The organism is Brevibacterium sp. JSBI002 (assembly GCF_026013965.1).
GTDB lineage: Bacteria > Actinomycetota > Actinomycetes > Actinomycetales > Brevibacteriaceae > Brevibacterium.
On record NZ_CP110341.1, the window covers coordinates 1,988,105 to 2,005,624 of the forward strand.

At 66.0% G+C, this 17,520-nt stretch carries 13 protein-coding genes; 2 read left to right on the forward strand and 11 right to left on the reverse strand.

Translation table 11 applies throughout. The features are described 5' to 3' along the window. Position 1: 1 nt before the first annotated feature. The 10 genes from LJ362_RS09155 to LJ362_RS09200 form a co-directional block, all read right to left on the reverse strand. Entirely contained in the window at positions 2–904 is a 903-nt protein-coding gene (locus LJ362_RS09155) for a shikimate dehydrogenase family protein (RefSeq protein WP_264798741.1), read from the reverse strand. 3 nt (positions 905–907) lie between these two features. Beyond that, positions 908–2,044, reverse strand: coding sequence for an endolytic transglycosylase MltG (mltG, locus tag LJ362_RS09160; RefSeq protein ID WP_264798743.1), 1,137 nt, complete (start codon positions 2,042–2,044; stop codon positions 908–910). Continuing rightward, entirely contained in the window at positions 2,041–2,517 is a 477-nt protein-coding gene (ruvX, locus tag LJ362_RS09165; protein ID WP_264798745.1) for a Holliday junction resolvase RuvX, read from the reverse strand. The genes mltG and ruvX overlap by 4 nt, the downstream gene beginning before the upstream one ends. Continuing rightward, on the reverse strand, positions 2,514–5,168 hold the full coding sequence (gene alaS / locus LJ362_RS09170; protein WP_264798746.1) for an alanine--tRNA ligase: 2,655 nt from the start codon (positions 5,166–5,168) through the stop codon (positions 2,514–2,516). The genes ruvX and alaS overlap by 4 nt, the downstream gene beginning before the upstream one ends. A 206-nt stretch (positions 5,169–5,374) precedes the next feature. Beyond that, positions 5,375–6,016 (reverse strand): 30S ribosomal protein S4, encoded by a 642-nt coding sequence (gene rpsD, locus LJ362_RS09175; protein ID WP_373270422.1) that lies wholly within the window; start codon positions 6,014–6,016, stop codon positions 5,375–5,377. Between the two features lie 274 nt (positions 6,017–6,290). Continuing rightward, the gene (locus LJ362_RS09180) at positions 6,291–7,796 is read right to left on the reverse strand and encodes a cation:proton antiporter family protein (RefSeq protein WP_264798748.1); all 1,506 of its coding nucleotides are present in this window, start codon (positions 7,794–7,796) and stop codon (positions 6,291–6,293) included. Positions 7,797–7,801: 5 nt separating this feature from the next. Further along, the gene (locus LJ362_RS09185) at positions 7,802–9,205 is read right to left on the reverse strand and encodes a replication-associated recombination protein A (protein ID WP_264798749.1); all 1,404 of its coding nucleotides are present in this window, start codon (positions 9,203–9,205) and stop codon (positions 7,802–7,804) included. Further along, positions 9,205–10,986: an aspartate--tRNA ligase gene (gene aspS, locus LJ362_RS09190; RefSeq protein ID WP_264798751.1), complete on the reverse strand. Its 1,782-nt coding sequence runs from the start codon at positions 10,984–10,986 to the stop codon at positions 9,205–9,207. Before aspS ends, LJ362_RS09185 begins: the two co-directional genes overlap by 1 nt. Positions 10,987–11,044: 58 nt before the next feature. Beyond that, positions 11,045–12,379, reverse strand: a complete 1,335-nt coding sequence (gene hisS, locus LJ362_RS09195; RefSeq protein ID WP_264798752.1) for a histidine--tRNA ligase — start codon at positions 12,377–12,379, stop codon at positions 11,045–11,047. Positions 12,380–12,430: 51 nt separating this feature from the next. After that, positions 12,431–13,075 carry an MBL fold metallo-hydrolase gene (locus LJ362_RS09200; protein ID WP_264798754.1) on the reverse strand — a complete coding sequence of 215 codons (645 nt, stop codon included), beginning with the start codon at positions 13,073–13,075 and terminating at the stop codon, positions 12,431–12,433. Between the two features lie 119 nt (positions 13,076–13,194). Between LJ362_RS09200 and LJ362_RS09205 the strand changes: the two genes are divergently transcribed. Both LJ362_RS09205 and LJ362_RS09210 read left to right on the forward strand, forming a co-directional pair. Beyond that, on the forward strand, positions 13,195–14,547 hold the full coding sequence (locus LJ362_RS09205) for a DUF349 domain-containing protein (RefSeq protein WP_264798756.1): 1,353 nt from the start codon (positions 13,195–13,197) through the stop codon (positions 14,545–14,547). Between the two features lie 122 nt (positions 14,548–14,669). Continuing rightward, entirely contained in the window at positions 14,670–15,224 is a 555-nt protein-coding gene (locus LJ362_RS09210; protein ID WP_264798758.1) for a hypothetical protein, read from the forward strand. Here the strand turns inward: LJ362_RS09210 and LJ362_RS09215 are convergent. Further along, complete coding sequence (locus tag LJ362_RS09215) at positions 15,203–17,500, reverse strand: RelA/SpoT family protein (RefSeq protein WP_139467351.1); 2,298 nt, start codon at positions 17,498–17,500, stop codon at positions 15,203–15,205. The two genes, LJ362_RS09210 and LJ362_RS09215, sit on opposite strands and share 22 nt — an antisense overlap. Positions 17,501–17,520 lie beyond the last annotated feature (20 nt).

Consider the following 17,520-nt stretch of genomic DNA (forward strand, 5'->3'; position numbering starts at 1 on the left):
TTCAGTCCTGCGCCCGGGCGGGAGGGCCTTCGAGTGCTGCGTACATAGCCGCCGTGACCCGCGCGGTCAGGTCGTCTGCCGCCGGCAGGCTCTCCGTCGTGGTCGGGTCGTCGGCCCTGGCTGCGGCGAGGAACATCTCGAACTGGGCGACGGCCTGTTCGACGAGCATGGCGGTTCCGGCGACGGGGCGCAGACCGTGTGCGGCGGCCGCGGCGAGGAAGGTCGAATCGGCGGCGTAGGCGACGTCGAGGGCGATCGCTCCGGGGGCGAAGGAGTCATCCCAGATCGGGTCGGGCGCCGCCTCGGCGGGCAGCGTGGAGATGACGATCGACGATGGACCGATTCGAGTCAGGTCGCCCACCGAGGCGGTCAGCCCGATCCGTTCGGCCAGATCGAGAACCCGGCGGGCACGGTCCGGGTTGCGGACGCGGAAGTCCACGTGTGCGATCCCGAGATCGCGGCAGGCCACGAGCGCCGAGGCAGCCGTGGCTCCGGCGCCGAGGACCGTCGCCCGACCGGCTCCCGCACCACCGGCCGCGGACGGACCCGATTCCCCGTGCGGGGCGATGGCACGCACGATGCCCTCGACGTCGGTGTTCGCCACCTGCATTTCTCCGCTGCGGCGGACAAGGGTGTTGCCGGCGGTCGTCAGTGCCGCCGTTTCGTCGACGGTCCACCCGCGTTCGGCGGCGAGTGTGACGAGTCGGTCCTTCAACGGCATCGTCAGTGAGAAACCGGTGTGATCGGGGTGGGAGTCGAGGAATTCCTCGAGCTCATCGGCTCCGATTTCGTACCGGGAGTACTCGCTGGATGCCAAGTTCAGCGCCGCGAAGGCGGCTCGGTGGAGCACCGGGGATTTCGAGTGTGCGATCGGCGAACCGAGCACTGCGGCAAGGATCCTCACCGGCTATCCGTCGTCCTTGCTGTGCTCGCGCAGCCACTTGCGGTAGATCTCGACGTTCTTCTTGTGGTCCTCGTAGTTGTCGGCGAACTTGGTCTCCCCCGTGTCCGGGTTGGTCGCGACGAAGAACTGCCAGTCACCGTCGGCGGGTTCGAGCGCAGCTTCGACGGCGCCCTTGCTCGGCGAGTTGATGGGACCGGGAGGCAGACCCTTCTTCTTGTACGTGTTGTACGGCGAGTCCGACTGGCGTTCCTTCTTCGTCGTCGTCAGGTCGGAGCGGGCACCGTGGATGTAGGCCACGGTCGCGTCCGATTGGAGGAGTCCCCCGGTCTGCGATTCGTCGGAGATGCGGTTGAGGAAGGACCTGGCGACCTTCGAGCGCACCTCAGGGTCACCCGGGGATTCCTTCTCCACGAGGCTGGCCAGAGTGAGGATGCGGTTGGCGTCCTTGCTCTCGATTCCCAGTTCGTCGAGTTCGGTCTCGGTCTTGTCGACCATCTCCTGGACGATGTCCTCGGCGGTCTTCTGCTTGTTGAGGTCGTAGGTCGCCGGGTACAGATACCCCTCGAGGCTCGGTGCGTCGATCTCGAGTCCGTAGTCCTTCGGGGTCTTGTCGTCGATGGCTTTGTCGACCTCATCGGCGTTCATCCCCGATTCGATCATGATCGCCTTGATCTCTTCGACCTGTTTGCCTTCGGCGACCGTGATCTTCGGCGGGGCGATGGGGTTGATGAGCGCTTCGACCGCGGCCTTCGAGCTCATCTTCTCCCGCATCGTCCAGGTTCCGGCCTGGATGGTCGCCTCACGGCGTTCGATCTCGTCGAGGAAGGGCTCGGAATTCATGATCACTCCGGCTTCGACGAGCTGGTTGGCCACGGTGCGGGCCGAGGATCCGGGAGCGATCTCGATCGAGACCTCGTTCGTGCCCTGCCCCTCGTAGTCGCCTTTCGGTCCGAACAGATCGTCGAAGACTCCCCCGGCCGCGCGCACACCGAAGAATCCTCCGATGCCGAAGACGAGGATGCAGATGATCACGATCGTCGTCGTGCGGCGCCGGCGCATCATTCTGCGCCGCTTCTTCGCGCGGATCTCTGCGCGGGACAGTCCTTCGTCGGTTGAGAACTCTTCGGTGATCGGGCTCATACGTCGTTCTCCTCGTCGGGCAGCTCACGGCCGGCGGGGACACCGGTGTTGTGTTCGTACTCGAGGGCGTTCTGGAGGATGATCACGGCGGCTTGGGCATCGACGATCTCGCGTCGCTGGCGTGACGATTTCCCGGCTGCGGCGAGAGCCTGGTGGGCCTCGACGGTGGTGAAGCGTTCGTCGACGAGACGGACGGATGTGCCGGTGGCCGAGGCGATCCGACGGGCGAATTCCAACGCCGAGGCGGCTGCGGCCCGGGCGGCGCCGTCGAGGGACTTCGGGTCCCCCACCAGGAGTTCGATGGGTTCGTATTCGTCGACGATGTCGCGCAGCTGCCGCAGCGCCGCCGGTTCGTCCTTTCGCCGAACGACGGTGAGCGGAGTGGCCAGAATCCCGTCGGGGTCGCTGGAGGCGACACCGATCCGCACGGAACCGATGTCGAGACCCAGCCGGCGACCTCGGCGGAAACTCACTGGATGGCTGCCTTGACCGCCGCGATGGCTGACGGGATCGCCGCGGGGTTGCTGCCTCCGCCCTGGGCGAGGTCGGGCTTGCCGCCGCCTCCGCCGCCGAGTTCGCCGCAGGCCAGCGACACGAGCTTTCCTGCCTGCAGACCGGCGGCGCGGGCCGCCTCGGTGGTGGCGATGACGACGACGGGCTTTCCGCTGCTGACTCCGATGCCGAAGATCACCGCCTGACGGTCGGCGACCCGGTTGCGCAGGTCGGTGACCAGTGTGCGGATGTCTCCGGCATTGGCGATGTCGCCGAGCTCGGCCTGCACGAACAGCGTCTGGCCCACGGTCTGCGCCTCATCGAGGAACTTGCCCGAAGAGGCGAGCAGCTGCTGGGCGTTGAGGCGAGCGATCTCCTTCTCGGCGTCCTTGAGCCGGCTCATCAGGTCGGACACGCGTGAGGTGACGTCGGTGCCGGGGACCTTGAGCATCTCCGAGAGTGAGGACACGATGGTCCGCTCGGCGGCCAGGGACCGGAAGGCGTCCATGCCGACAGCGGCTTCGATGCGCCGGACTCCGGAGCCGACGGATGCTTCGGAGAGCACGGAGATCGGGCCGACCTCCGCGGAGGCACCGACGTGGGTGCCGCCGCAGAGTTCGCGGGAGAAGGGTCCGCCGATGTCGACGACGCGCACGACGTTCGGGTACTTCTCGCCGAAGAGCGCCATGGCACCGGACCTCTTCGCGTCGTCGAAGGACATGTATTCGGTGCCGACTTCGTAGTTCGAGCGCACCGCGAGGTTCGCGACCTCTTCGATCTCGGCCCGCATCTGGGTGCTCGGGGCTTCGGGGAACGAGTAGTCGAAGCGCATGTATCCGGGCTGGTTGAGCGAACCGGCCTGCACGGCGTGGCTGCCGAGGATCTCGCGCAGCGCAGCGTGGACGAGGTGGGTGGCGGTGTGGGCCTGTGCGCCCTGGAACCGGTGGTCGTGGTCGACGGCGGCGAGCACCTCGTCACCGACGCGCAGCTCTCCGTCGATCACCTCGACCCGGTGGGCAGGCAGTCCCTTGACCGGATTCTGGACGTCGCTGACCCGGGCGGTGAAGCCATGGCCGGAGATGAGGCCGACGTCGGCGCGCTGACCGCCGGATTCGGCGTAGAACGGGGTCAGGTCGAGGACGACGTCGCCGCTCTGACCGGCGGTGAGCACCTCGGCGGCGACCCCATCGACGACGATTCCTCGCACGCGGGAGTCGGACTCGAGTCGGTCATAGCCGACGAATTCGCTGGCACCTTCGTCGAGCAGCGCCGAATAGGCGGACAGGTCGGTGTGGCCGCCGCCCTTCTTCGCCTTGGCATCGGCCTTGGCGCGGGTGCGCTGTTCACTCATCAGCTCACGGAACCCGGCCTCGTCGACGCTCAGTCCGGCTTCGGAAGCCATCTCGAGAGTGAGGTCGATGGGGAACCCATGGGTGTCGTGGAGAGCGAAGGCGATGTCCCCGCTGATGGTCTTGTCCGCGCCGTCGAGTGACTTCGCGGCATTGGCGAACAGCTGAGTGCCGGATTCGAGGGTGCGCAGGAACGCTTTCTCCTCGGCGTAGGCGACCCGGGAGATGCGGTCGAAGTCCGTTTCGAGTTCCGGGTAGGACAGCTTCATGGCCTGCATAGAGACGGGGAGCAGCTCGGGCAGGACTTCTTCCTTGACTCCGAGCAGACGCATGGCACGCACGGCACGGCGGAGCAGGCGGCGGAGGATGTAGCCGCGGCCTTCGTTGCCGGGGCGGACCCCGTCGCCGATGATGATCAGGGCCGAACGGACATGGTCGGCGACGACGCGCAGCTGCACATCGGCGTGCTCGTCCTCTCCATAGGTCCGACCGGCCAGACGGCTGGCGGCCTCGATGACGGGGAAGACCTCGTCGATCTCGTACATGTTCTCCACGCCCTGGAGCAGGAAGGCGACACGTTCGAGTCCCATGCCGGTATCGATGTTCTTCGCCGGCAGCTCGCCGGCCACGTCGAAGTCCACCTTCGAGCGAACCTCGGAGAGTTCGAACTCCATGAACACGAGGTTCCAGATCTCGATGTAGCGGTCTTCGTCGGCCACGGGTCCGCCGTCGACGCCGTAGGCGGGGCCGCGGTCGAAGTAGATCTCCGAGCAGTAGCCGCCGGGGCCGGGCTGGCCGGTGTGCCAGTAGTTGTCCTCGTTGTCGCGCAGCTGGATGCGCTCACGGGGAACGGAGGTCTCCTCGAGCCACATGTCGATGGTCTCGAGATCGTCCTCGTGCACTGTCGCCCACAGCAGCTCCGGGTCGAAGCCGAGGCCGCCCTCGGCGACGGGGGTCGTCAGCAGTCCCCAGGCGAACTTGATGGCATCGCGCTTGAAGTAGTCGCCGAAGGAGAAGTTGCCGTTCATCTGGAAGAAGGTGCCGTGGCGGGTCGTCTTGCCGACCTCTTCGATGTCTCCGGTGCGCACGCATTTCTGGACGCTGGTGGCGCGGTTGAACGGGGCCGGCTCCCGGCCGGTGAGGTAGGGAATGAACTGGACCATTCCCGCGATGTTGAACAGGATGGACGGATCGGAGCTGATCACCGACGCCGAGGGGACCACGGTGTGCCCGTTCGCTTCGAAGTAGTCCAACCAGCGTTGTTTGATCTCTGCCGTCTTCAATCCAAGGCCTTTCAGATATTGCCTGTGCTCCGCCGAGCGGATGAGCCCGGCGCGACACTTACTCGTGCGTACCCGCACTTAACAGGGACTAGTTTAATGGCTCCGCCGCAATATGCGATGTGGCGCGGCGTGCCGTGAATGCACGACTGCCCGGAACCAAGAGGTCCCGGGCAGCCGCGGTGGCGCGATGCGCTGTGTTCAGCAGATCAGCGCGAGTAGAACTCGACGACGAGCTGAACGTCACAGGTGATCGGCACCTCTTCGCGCTTCGGGGTGCGCAGCAGGGTTGCCTGCAGTCCCTCGAGGTTCACGTTGAGGTATCCCGGCGTTGCGGGCAGAACGTCCTTGTGGCCACCGGCGGCGGCGACCTGGAACGGATCCATCGAAGCCGAACGCTCATGCACCTGGATGGTCTGGCCTTCCTTCACGCGGAAGGAGGGACGGTCCACGCGCTGTCCGTCGACCGTGATGTGACGGTGGACGACGAACTGACGGGCCTGGGCCATGGTGCGGGCGAATCCCGAACGCAGGACGAGGGCGTCGAGACGCGATTCGAGGAGCTCGACCATTGTCTCACCGGTCAGACCGGGCAGACGGTTGGCTTCCTTGTAGGTCTTGAGCATCTGGGCCTCACGGATGCCGTACTGAGCGCGCAGACGCTGCTTCTCCTTGAGGCGGACCGAGTAGTCGCTGTCGTTGCGACGACGGGCGCGGCCGTGCTCACCTGGAGGGTACGGGCGACGCTCGAAGTACTTCTCGGCCTTGGGTGTCAGAGCAATGCCGAGGGCGCGCGAGAGGCGCGTCATGCGGCGATTACGTGCTGGTGCTGGCACTGTATTACCTTTCATCAATGTGTTCTGCCGCGGTGGGCCTCTGCGGTTCTCGCCCCGAACGCGACTGTTGTTTCCCCGGATGGGAAAGAGGGATTGAGCGTCGAGATCCGCTCGCACCGACCGCCTTTAGGGTGCAGGCACAACAGCTGTCCATCTTAGCGGGTGCACACCGCCCGTCGCAAAGCCGATCGGCGGCCTCGCCGCTGTGATCTTGCCGACTGAGGCGAACCGTCCGCCCTTGCCGGTCGACCGATCCGCAAGCACCGCTGTCAGTGCCGGCAGCCCGCTGTCACTTCCGACAGTCGTCTTCGTGGCTGTCGATCGCGGCATCGGCCACGGCCGCTCCGGACCCGCTGTAGATGTTGATCACCGCGTGGACCCCGGCACGGGCGAAGTGCTCGGCCTGATCGGGGCGTTGGACGACAGCGGCGATGGTCCCGGGGAAGCCGGCGATGCGCAGCTGTTCGAGAGCGAAGGTGTTCGAGTCGTGCAGGGCCATGGCGAGAACGACGGTGTGGGCGCTGCCGCCGACGACGAGGCGGTGCCAGAATTCGTGGTCGGTGGCGTCGCCTTCGAGCACTGTGAACTCGTCGGTGTGCAGGGCTTCGATGACTGTGTGGTCGTTGTCGATGCCGATGACGCTGCGGTCGCCGCGTTCGACGAAGCGCTCGTAGGCGCCGCGACCGATGCGGCCCATGCCGAGGACGACGACCTCCGCATCTCCGGTGTCGAGCGGCCGATCGTTGGCCCGCAGCCGGCTCTCGTCCTCGTCCGGCAGGACCTGGTCGAGCTTCGCGACGATCTGGAGGCTGTAGGCGTTCGCCAGGGAGGAGCCGATCATCCCCAGTGCCACGGCGAGGGCGGTGATGGTCAGCCAGTTGCCCTCGAAGAGTCCGTTGTCGACTCCGACGGCGACGACGATGAGTGCGAATTCGGAGAAGTTGCTCAGGGCCAGGCTGGTGCGCACGCTGGTGCGGTTGCGCAGGCCGAAGAGGCGACCCATGAGGTAGAAGCTCGCGAAGTTGAACGGCAGCAGCACGACGCACAGGGCCAGCGCCATGAGCAGATCCGACCAGGTGGGGACCGCTTGGAGCCCGATGACGACGAAGAACCCGACGAGGAAGAGCTCTTTGACGCTGAACAGCGACTTCGACATCTCCACGGCTCGCGGGTGGGTGGAGAAGAGAAGTCCGAGCACCAGCGCTCCGAGGTCGCCGTGGATGCCGACTGATTCGAAGGCGACATAGCCGGGCCCCAAGGCCATGACGACGCCGAAGAGGACGAGCAGCTCACCGCGTCCGACGCGGTCGAGGAGCCGTCGCAGCACCCAGACCACGGGAACGATCAGGACGAGAGCGAACGCCCAGGGACTCGGCGGCTCTTCGCCTGCGATCGTGATGAAGGCGACCGCAGCGAGATCCTGGAGGACGAGGATCGCTATGGCGATCTGCCCGTAGTAGGACCCGTCGTCGGAGCGGTCTTCGAGCACTTTGACCACGAGCACCGTGGAGGAGAACGAGAGGGCGAAGCCGAGCAGCGCCAAGGTGCCCAGTCCCCCGCCGACGCTGACGATGCCGATGGCTGCGGCAGCTCCGATCGTCCCGGCACCGAGGAGGACCACCGTGATCATGTGCAGCGCAGCGGTGCCGTGGGCTTCGGGTTGGAGCAGGGAGCGCAGATCGAATTTCAGTCCGATCGTGAACAGCAGCAGGACGACTCCGATGTCCGATACCTGCTGCAGTCCCGCGAAGGCGGTGAAGCCGAAGACGTGCAGGAGGAACCGCGTCTGTTCCAAAGCTATCAGGGTCGCAGCAGCCGCCTGAGGTTCTCGAGCCTCTCGGCCATGCTGCGTTCCATTCCGTTGCCCGTCGGAGAGTAGTAGCGCTTCCCACGCAGCGACTCCGGCAGATACTCCTGATCGGCGACCCCGTGCGGATAGTCGTGCGAGTATTTGTAGCCCTCACCGTGGCCCAGCTCTTTCGCCCCCGGATAGTGGGCGTCGCGCAGATGCATCGGCACCTCTCCGGCGAGCCCGTTCTTCACATCGGCGATCGCGGCGTCCAGGGCGCGGTAGCTCGCGTTCGACTTCGGGGCCAGCGCGAGGTAGGTGACCGCCTCGGCGAGGGGGATCCGTCCTTCGGGCATGCCGATGTTGGCAACTGCGGTCGAGGCGGCCACGGCGATCGGCAGCGCCTGCGGGTCGGCCATGCCGATGTCCTCGGCCGCGGAGATGACGACGCGACGGGCGATGAAGCGCGGGTCCTCACCGGCGACGATCATCCGCGCCAGATAGTGCAGGGCCGCGTCGACATCGGAGCCGCGGATGGATTTGATGAAGGCGGAGACCACGTCGTAGTGCTGGTCGCCGTTCTTGTCGTAGCGCAGAACGGTTTCGCTGCTCGCCTCGGCGCACGCGGACTCGGTGATCGCGATCGGTTCGTCGCCGGCCTCCTCCGCCTGCGCTGCGGCGATTCCCGCAGCGGCTTCGAGGACGGTCAGTGATCGGCGGGCGTCGGCTCCGGCGATGCGGACGATGAAGTTCCTGGCCTCCTCGGTGAGGGTGAACTGTCCGGCCAGCCCGCGATCGGATTCGACGGCACGGTCGAGCAGATTGCCGACCGCCTCGTCGTCGAGCGGACGCAGCGTGAGCATGAGCGACCGCGACAGCAGGGGGGAGATGACGGAGAACGACGGGTTCTCCGTGGTGGCGGCCACGAGCACGACGAGCCTGTTCTCCACCGCCGGCAGCAGGGCATCCTGCTGGGCTTTCGAGAACCGGTGGATCTCGTCGAGGAAGAGGACGGTGGTCCGTCCGTACATCTCCCGTTCGCGGCGGGCGCTCTCGATCACCTGGCGCACGTCCTTGACGCCCGCAGTGATGGCGGAGAGCTCGACGAAGGTGCGGCCCGGGGCATGGGAGATGACATGGGCCAACGTGGTCTTTCCGACTCCGGGCGGACCCCACAGGATCACCGAGGAGGCTCCCGCCCGGTCTCCCCCGCTGGCTTCGACGAGTTGGTTGAGCGGGGACCCCGGGAAGGTCAGGTGCTCCTGGCCGACGACCTCGTCCAGGGTCCGCGGACGCATCCGCACCGCAAGTGGGTCCAGGGCCCTGCCCGAGGAGGCCCCGGAGGAACCGGCGAAGCCCGGACCCGGTGTTTCCTGGTCCGGGCCGTCGGAGAACAGATTGGGTTCTTGGCTCATCAGGCCTCGGCGTCGTCGTCTTCCGGTTCGAAGTCGACTCCGGCCTCGGCGCGCTGAGCGTCGGTGATCGGTGCCGGCGCCTGAGTCAGCGGATCGAATCCGCCGCCGGACTTCGGGAAGGCGATGACCTCACGGATCGAGTCGACGCCGGCCAGCAGGGACACGATGCGATCCCAGCCGAAGGCGATGCCGCCGTGCGGGGGTGCGCCGAACTTGAAGGCTTCGAGGAGGAAGCCGAACTTCTCCTCGGCCTCTTCGGCGGAGATGCCCATGATCTTGAATACGCGTTCCTGAACGTCCTTGCGGTGGATGCGGATCGAGCCGCCGCCGATCTCATTGCCGTTGCAGACGATGTCGTAGGCGTAGGCCAGAGCAGCTCCCGGGTCCTCTTCGAGGGAATCGAGGAATTCGGGCTTCGGAGCGGTGAAGGCGTGGTGGACGGCCGTCCACTGTCCGCCGCCGACGGCGACGTCTCCGGCGGCCTGCGCTTCGGCGGCCGATTCGAACAGGGGTGCGTCGACGACCCACACGAAGGCCCAGTCGCCGTCCTTGATGAGACCCGTGCGCTCGGCGATCTCATTGCGGGCGGCGCCGAGGAGGGCACGCATGCTGCGATCACCGGCGGCGAAGAAGATGGCGTCGCCCGGCTGCGCACCGGCCGCCTCGGCGAGTCCCGCCTTCTCCTCATCGGAGATGTTCTTGGCCACCGGACCGGACAGGGTTCCGTCTTCGCCGATGAGCACATAGGCCAGGCCCTTCGCTCCGCGCTGCTTGGCCCAGTCCTGCCAGCCGTCGAGCTGACGACGCGGCAGCGAGCCGCCGCCGGGGTAGACGACGGAGCCGACATAGGGCGACTGGAAGACGCGGAATGGGGTGTCCTTGAAGAACTCGGTGAGGTTGTGCAGTTCGAGGCCGAAGCGCAGGTCCGGCTTGTCCGAACCGTAGCGCTCCATCGCCTCGTGGTAGGTGATGTGCGGGATCGGCGTGGTGATGTCGTAGCCGATGAGCTTCCACAGCGCGGTGAGGATCTCTTCGGCCAGAGAGATGATGTCCTCCTGCTCGACGAAGGAGGCTTCGATGTCGAGCTGGGTGAACTCCGGCTGTCGGTCAGCGCGGAAGTCCTCGTCGCGGTAGCAGCGGGCGATCTGGTAGTAGCGTTCCATGCCGGCGACCTGGAGCAGCTGCTTGAACAGCTGCGGCGACTGCGGCAGGGCGTACCAGGAGCCGGGCTTGAGGCGGGCCGGGACGAGGAAGTCGCGGGCACCTTCCGGAGTCGACTTCGTCAGTGTCGGCGTCTCGACCTCGACGAAGCTGTGGGCGTCGAGGACCGACCGTGCGGCCTTGTTGACATCGGAGCGCAGGCGGATCGTCTTGGCCGGGCCCGAACGGCGCAGGTCGAGGTAGCGGTAGCGCAGACGGGTCTCCTCGCCCACGGCGCCCGAGTCCTCGGCATGGTCGGAGACCTGGAACGGCAGGGCCGCTGCTTCGGAGAGCACCTCGACGGTGGTGTCGATGATCTCGATCTCGCCGGTGGGCAGGTTCGGGTTGGTGTTGCCATCGGGACGCACCGACACGGTGCCGGTGGCCTTGACGACGGTTTCGTTGCGCAGCTGGTGGGCATCGTCCTCACGGACGACGACCTGCACGATCCCCGAAGCGTCGCGCAGATCGATGAAGGCCACACCTCCGTGATCGCGACGACGATCGACCCACCCGGTGAGGGTGACGGTTTCTCCTGCGTTCGCGGCTCGCAGGCTTCCGGCTTCGTGGCTTCGCAGCACCTAGGGCTCCTTTGTGATGTTGTGGTCTAGCGCCTGAACAATGATAGTCGCCCCGCGCTCAGCTCCGGTACACGCGGGGCCAGAGGTCGTCTTCCGCGGGAGTCCACGTGTCCGGGTCGGCCGTGGTCTGCTCTCCCGAGCGGATGTCCTTGACCTCGTGGCCGGACTCACCGTCGGTGAACCAGACGAACGGGATGCCGCGGCGTTCCGCGTAGCGGATCTGCTTGCCGAACTTCGCAGCGTTCGGCGAGACTTCGCACGGGATGTCCCGGGACCTCAGCGTCACTGCCACGGCGTCGGCGTCAGCCCGTCGGGCCTCCTCGGTGACGGCGATGACGACGGCCGAGGGGGTACCGCGGGTGGCACGGATCTCCGAGGTCTCGCCGAGGATGAACGCCATGAGGCGGGAGACGCCGATGGACATGCCCACCCCGGGATAGTTCTTCTTGCCGACGGTGACCAGCGAGTCGTAGCGACCGCCGGAGGATACGGAACCGAGTTCTTCGTGGCCGATCAGCTGGGTCTCGTAGACCGCGCCCGTGTAGTAGTCGAGGCCGCGGGCGATCTTGAGCTGGGCGACGACGACTCCGGGTGCGCGTTCGGCTGCGGCTCGCAGCAGAGTCGTCAGCGATTCGAGTCCGGCTTCGAGCAGGGGGTGGTCGACGCCGAGGGCGCGCACCTCGTCGGCGAAGTCCGGGGAGTCGGATTCGATGGCGGCCAGCTCCAGGCACAGGCGCTGCTGATCCTCATCGGCGTCGGCTTCGGCAGCCAGCAGCTTCGCCACTTCGGCGGGGCCGATCTTGTCGTATTTGTCGAGGCAGCGCAGCACGGCTTGGATGTTCGTCAGCCCGATTCCGCGGGCGAAGCCCTCGAGCAGCCTGCGGTCGTTGACGACGATCTTGATTCCGGGCACGCCGAGCGGGGCGAGCCGGGAGAACGCATCGGCCACGGCCAGGGGGATCTCGACCTCGAAGTGTCCGGGCAGCTCCCCATCGGCGATGACGTCGATATCGGCCTGGATGAACTCCCGGTAGCGACCGGCCTGCGGCCGTTCGCCCCGCCAGACGGGCTGGACGCGAGCGGCCTTGAACGGGAAGCTCAGTTCGTTCGCATTGTCGGCGATGTAGCGGGCCAGGGGCACAGTGAGGTCGAAGTGGAGTCCCAGAGGGTTGCGCTCGGCGCCCTCGGAGTGGAGGCGGGAGACGGCGAAGATCTCCTTGTCGATCTCGCCGTCCTTGGCCAACTGGCTGATCGGTTCGACGGCGCGGTGGTTGAGGGCGGAGAACCCGTGCAGGGCGAAGGTGTGTTCGAGGGTGTCGATGATGGTCTTCTCGATCACGCGTTCGGCCGGGAGTCGTTCCGGGAATCCGGACAGACGGGCTGACTTCGCCATGGTGCTCCTTGCTTTCGGTGCGGTTTGAGTGCTGTGAAGTGGTGGGAGGTTTCAGAAGAACGGATTCGTCGCGAGTTCCGTGCTCACGCGTGAGCCAGGGCCGTGTCCAGGATAGATCGGCACGTCCGGCAGTGTCGCGAAGGCCCGCAGCGATTCGGCCATCGCCTGAGGGTCTCCCCCGGGCAGGTCGACGCGGCCGATGGCTCCGGCGAAGACGACGTCACCGGTGAAGATGACTTCCTCGTCCCCGTCCTTCACTCGCAGCAGCATGGAACCTTCCGTATGCCCTGGTGCGGAGACTGCGGTGATGGTGAGTCCGGCAATCTCGAAGCTCTCACCATCACTGATGTCAATGGGTGCCGGGGCGTTCCAGTCTGCGACGAGCGGGGCCAGCATCGCCGCGAACTGCGGGTTGAGCGTTGTCGCCGGCGATTCCAGGCGGTACCGGTCGGCGGCGCCGAGGTGGACGGGCACGTTCCAGCGGGCGAGCACGTTGGTCAGGCCCAGGATATGGTCGGGGTGGCCGTGGGTGAGGAAGATCGCCCGAGGTTCGAGTCCCTCTTCGCTCAGCAGCTTCTCGAGACCCGGGGCGCAGTCGTATCCGGAGTCGATGAGAATGCAGTCGCTGGAGCCGTCTGCGCGCACGGCATAGCAGTTGACGTCGAGGAATTCGGCGTTGGTCGAGAACACATCCATGTGGAAAGTCTATCTACACGCCAGCCGATGGTTATGCTGGGATAACGTCTATCCCACAATCGAGTGATCGGCGGGTGGAATGACCTGCCGGTTCGACCGATGGAAACAAGGTGAGAACCATGTCGACCCCGACACCGAAGCCGACCCCCCGTCCGTCGTCGCTGCCGCGTCCGCAGGCGGCACAGGTGGTCAATGCCAGCCATATCGACCACGACGCCGAGGTGGCTCGCGCGGTGACACATGGTCGTGCCGATGCGGACGGCAATGTGTTCGTCACCACACCGGAGGGCGAACGTGCCGTCGGTCAGTACCCGGACGCCACTCCTGAGGAGGCTCTCGAGTACTTCGCGAAGAAGTACGTCGAACTCGCCGAGAGCGCAGTCCTGCTGCGCAATCGTCTCTCCGCCGGCGCTCCCGGCCGTGAGGTCGTGTCTGCGGCGAAGACGCTGCAGGAAACACTGCCGGAAGCCAACGTCGTCGGCGATCTCAAGGGGCTGAGCGCCACTCTCGACACACTCATCTCCGATGCCGAGGCCACGGAGTCCCGTCAGGCGGCCCGGGCGCAGGCCGCGAAACTCGCCGCCGCCGAGGATCGTGAGGCTCTCGTCGTCGAGGCCGAGACCCTGGCCAAGCAGGACCCGTCGAAGATCCAGTGGAAGCAGTCGGGCGCTCGCCTGCGCGAGCTCTTCGCCCAGTGGAAGGACATGCAGCGCAGCGGACCCCGCCTGCCGCGTGCCGTCGATCAGGAACTCTGGGGCAGGTTTTCACAGGCTCGGAACACGTTCGAACACAAGCGCAAGGAGTTCTTCGCCGAACTCGACAAGGTCAATGCCGAGGGCAAGCGGATCAAGGAGAAGATCGTCGCCGAGGCGGAGTCGCTGTCGGCGTCGACCGATTTCCGCACCGTGTCGCAGAAGTACAAGGACCTGATGAGCCAGTGGAAGCGCGCCCCGCGTGCCTCGCGGAAGGACGATGATGCGCTGTGGGCACGATTCCGTGCAGCACAGGACGTGTTCTTCTCCGCCCGCGATGCCGAGAATGCCGCTCTGGACGAGGAGTTCAAGGGCAACCTCGTCGTCAAGGAAGAGCTGTTGAAGAAGGCTCAGGCGCTGCTGCCGATCACCGACCCGGTGGCGGCCAAGCGCGAGCTGCGCAACATCCAAGACCAGTGGGAGGACGCCGGGAAGGTCCCTCGCGCCGATGTCTCGCGGATGGAGAACGGTCTGCGCGATGTCGAACGCGCACTCGCCGATGCCGAGGAAGCCGCGTGGCAGCGCAGCAACCCGGAGACGAAGGCCCGCACCTCGGGTGCGCTGAGTCAGCTCGACGAGTCGATCGTCGACCTCGAGAAGAAGCTCGAGGCCGCGAAGTCCGGTGGCGATGAGAAGGCCGTCGCCGAGGCGAAGGAAGCCCTCGATGCTCGTCGCGCCTGGCGGGATCAGCTCGCCCAGACCGCCGCAGAACTCGACTGAGGCCGCAGTGCTCGGCTGAGGCTGCGGCGCTCGTCCACAGCTTCTGACGTTCGAGTCAGCACCTGTCCACAGGCGCTCACCGAAGTCTTGTCAACGCCTCCACATCCGACGATAGTTCGGGTATGGAGGCGTTGTTTCATCTGCGGGATTTCGGGTACGAGCAGCTCACCGAGCTCACCCTCGACGGCCTGCTCATCCGACTGACCGAATCGACCTGGGTGCGCAAGGGTGCGATCCTCTCCCCCGCTGAGCGGATGGCCGCTCTGCATTCGCTCATCCCACCCGGACTCGCGCTCTCCCACGACAGCGCCTGGTGGGTGCACCGCGGACTCGGCCGGGCGCCCGCTCCGCTGAACTTCATCACGCTGCCCAGGCGCCGGTGGATCGCCGATGACGGATTCGACGTCCATGAGACGACCCTGGCGGAGAATGATTGGCATCTCATCGACGGACTGCCGATCACGACGGAGGAACGCACGCTCTACGATCTGCTCTTCCCGCACTTCCGGTTCCCGACCGCAGAGTCGCCGCGGGCACTGCGGGAGATCATCGCAGAGATTCCCAGCGGTCTCCGCCACCGGCTCCGGGACTACCTCACCGAGGTGGCCCGTCGACCGTTCGTCGCCCAGATGCGCGCGGCTCTGGACCGGGAGGATCAGCCGCCGGAGATGCGGTAGACGTCGAAGACGCCTTCGACCTTCCGCACGGCAGAGAGCACCGTATCGAGATGGCTCGCGTCGCTCATCTCAAAGACGAACTTCGACTGGGCCACGCGGGCCCGGGAGGTGCCGACCGAGGCCGACAGGATGTTCACATGGGTCTCGGTGAGCACCTTGGTGATATCGGAGAGCAGACCGGCACGATCGAGGGCCTCGACCTGGATCTGCACGAGGTAGATTCCGCTCGTCTTCTCACCCCACGAGACCTCGACCATGCGTTCGGGTTCACGTTTGAGCGAGGTGACGTTCGGGCAGTCGACGCGATGCACGGAGACTCCCGAACCGCGGGTGACGAAGCCGAGGATCTCGTCTCCCGGCACCGGGGTGCAGCAGCGAGCCAGTTTGACGAGCACATCGTCGACGCCTTTGACGATGACGCCTTCGGACGAGGAATGATGCCCCGAGGACTGGCCGGTGCGGTTGCGCGGCTCCGGCGGCAGCACGACAGACTCGTCGTCCTCCCCGACTTCCTTGGCCAGCAGATCGACGACGTGCTGAGCCGAGGACACACCGTTGCCGATCGCGGCATAGAGGGCGCTGACATCGGGCAGACGCATCTCCGTGGCGACGACCTGAAGAGCTTCCTGGCTCATCAGCGAAGCAGCGGAGATCGTGTGACGGCGCATCGCCCTGGCGAGCTGTTCGCGACCGTTCTCGATCGCCTCTTCGCGGCGCTCCTTCGAGAACCACTGGCGGATCTTGCTGCGCGCACGCGGGCTCTTGACGAAGCCGAGCCAGTCGCGGCTGGGGCCGGCGTTCTCGTCCTTCGAGGTGAAGACCTCGACGGAGTCCCCGTTCTTCAGCTCCGTGTCCAAGGCGACGAGGCGACCGTTGACGCGGGCACCCATCGTCTTGTGCCCGACCTCGGTGTGCACTGCGTAGGCGAAGTCGATGGGGGTGGCTCCCGAGGGCAGGCTCATCACCTCGCCCTTGGGCGTGAAGACGTAGACTTCCTTCGAGTTCACCTCGTAGCGGAGGCTGTCGAGGAACTCATCAGGGTCGGAGACCTCTCGCTGCCAGTCCAGCAGCTGTCGCAGCCAGGCGGCGTCGTCGACCTCACCGGCGTCGGAGACCTTCACCGAACGCGCGGTGTTCGAGGTCACGGCCTTCGACGACTTGTTGAGATCCTTGTACTTCCAGTGAGCGGCGACGCCGAATTCTGCACGGCGATCCATCTCGTGGGTCCGGATCTGGATCTCGACGGGCTTGCCGGCCGGCCCGATCACCGTGGTGTGCAGGCTCTGGTACATGTTGTACTTCGGCATCGCGATATAGTCCTTGAACCGTCCGGGAACAGGATTCCAGCGGGCGTGGACGATGCCGAGCGTGGCATAGCATTCGCGTACGGATTCGACGAGGACACGGACTCCGACGAGATCGTAGATGTCGGCGAACTCGTGTCCGCGCACGACCATCTTCTGATAGATCGAGTAGTAGTGCTTGGGGCGCCCCGTGATGGAGGCGTCGATTCCGGATTCCTTGAGTTCGCCCTGGAGCTCCTCGGAGACCGTGGCCAGATACTTCTCACGCTCGGGAGCACGATCCGCGACGAGCCGGACCACTTCGTCGTAGACCTTGGGATGGAGGACCTGGAAGGACAGGTCTTCGAGTTCCCATTTGATCGTGTTCATGCCCAGCCGGTGGGCCAGCGGGGCAAAGATGTCGAGGGTCTCGCGAGCCTTCTTCGTGCTTGACGAGGCGGGCACGAATCGCCAGGTGCGCGCATTGTGCAGACGGTCGGCGAGCTTGATGACGAGGACGCGGATGTCCTTGGCCATCGCCACGATCATCTTGCGCACGGTCTCGGACTGCGCGGCCTGCCCGTAGGTGAGCTTGTCGAGCTTCGTCACCCCGTCGACCATGGCCGCGACTTCGGAGCCGAACTCCTCGGTGAGTTCGTCGAGCGAATACGAGGTGTCTTCGACGGTGTCGTGCAGCAGAGCGGCGGCGAGCGTGACCGGCAGCATGCCGATCTCCGCAAGGATCGTCGCCACCGCGATGGGGTGGGTGATGTAGGCGTCACCGGACTTGCGGGTCTGCCCTCGGTGAGCCTCCTCGGCGACCTTGTAGGCCCTGACGACGAGGTCGATGTCCGCCTTCGGATGGTTCGACTGCAGGGCCCGGATCATCGGGCCGAGCACTCGCGGGTAGCCAGGGTTGTTCTGTGCCCTGGCCGCCCACCAGGCTAAGCGGGAGATGCCTCGCGGACGGCGCGAATCGGCGGACGAAGCCACAACATCTCCTCTCTCGGGAA

What these genes read in the sequence shown, in the direction of transcription:
- LJ362_RS09200 (WP_264798754.1), bottom strand. Translation starts at nt 13,075, where the DNA reads ATGGATGTGTTCTCGACCAACGCCGAATTCCTCGACGTCAACTGCTAT.
- LJ362_RS09205 (WP_264798756.1), top strand. Translation starts at nt 13,195, where the DNA reads ATGTCGACCCCGACACCGAAGCCGACCCCCCGTCCGTCGTCGCTGCCG.
- rpsD (WP_373270422.1), bottom strand. Translation starts at nt 6,016, where the DNA reads ATGAAAGGTAATACAGTGCCAGCACCAGCACGTAATCGCCGCATGACG.
- mltG (WP_264798743.1), bottom strand. Translation starts at nt 2,044, where the DNA reads ATGAGCCCGATCACCGAAGAGTTCTCAACCGACGAAGGACTGTCCCGC.
- LJ362_RS09185 (WP_264798749.1), bottom strand. Translation starts at nt 9,205, where the DNA reads ATGAGCCAAGAACCCAATCTGTTCTCCGACGGCCCGGACCAGGAAACA.
- LJ362_RS09210 (WP_264798758.1), top strand. Translation starts at nt 14,670, where the DNA reads ATGGAGGCGTTGTTTCATCTGCGGGATTTCGGGTACGAGCAGCTCACC.
- hisS (WP_264798752.1), bottom strand. Translation starts at nt 12,379, where the DNA reads ATGGCGAAGTCAGCCCGTCTGTCCGGATTCCCGGAACGACTCCCGGCC.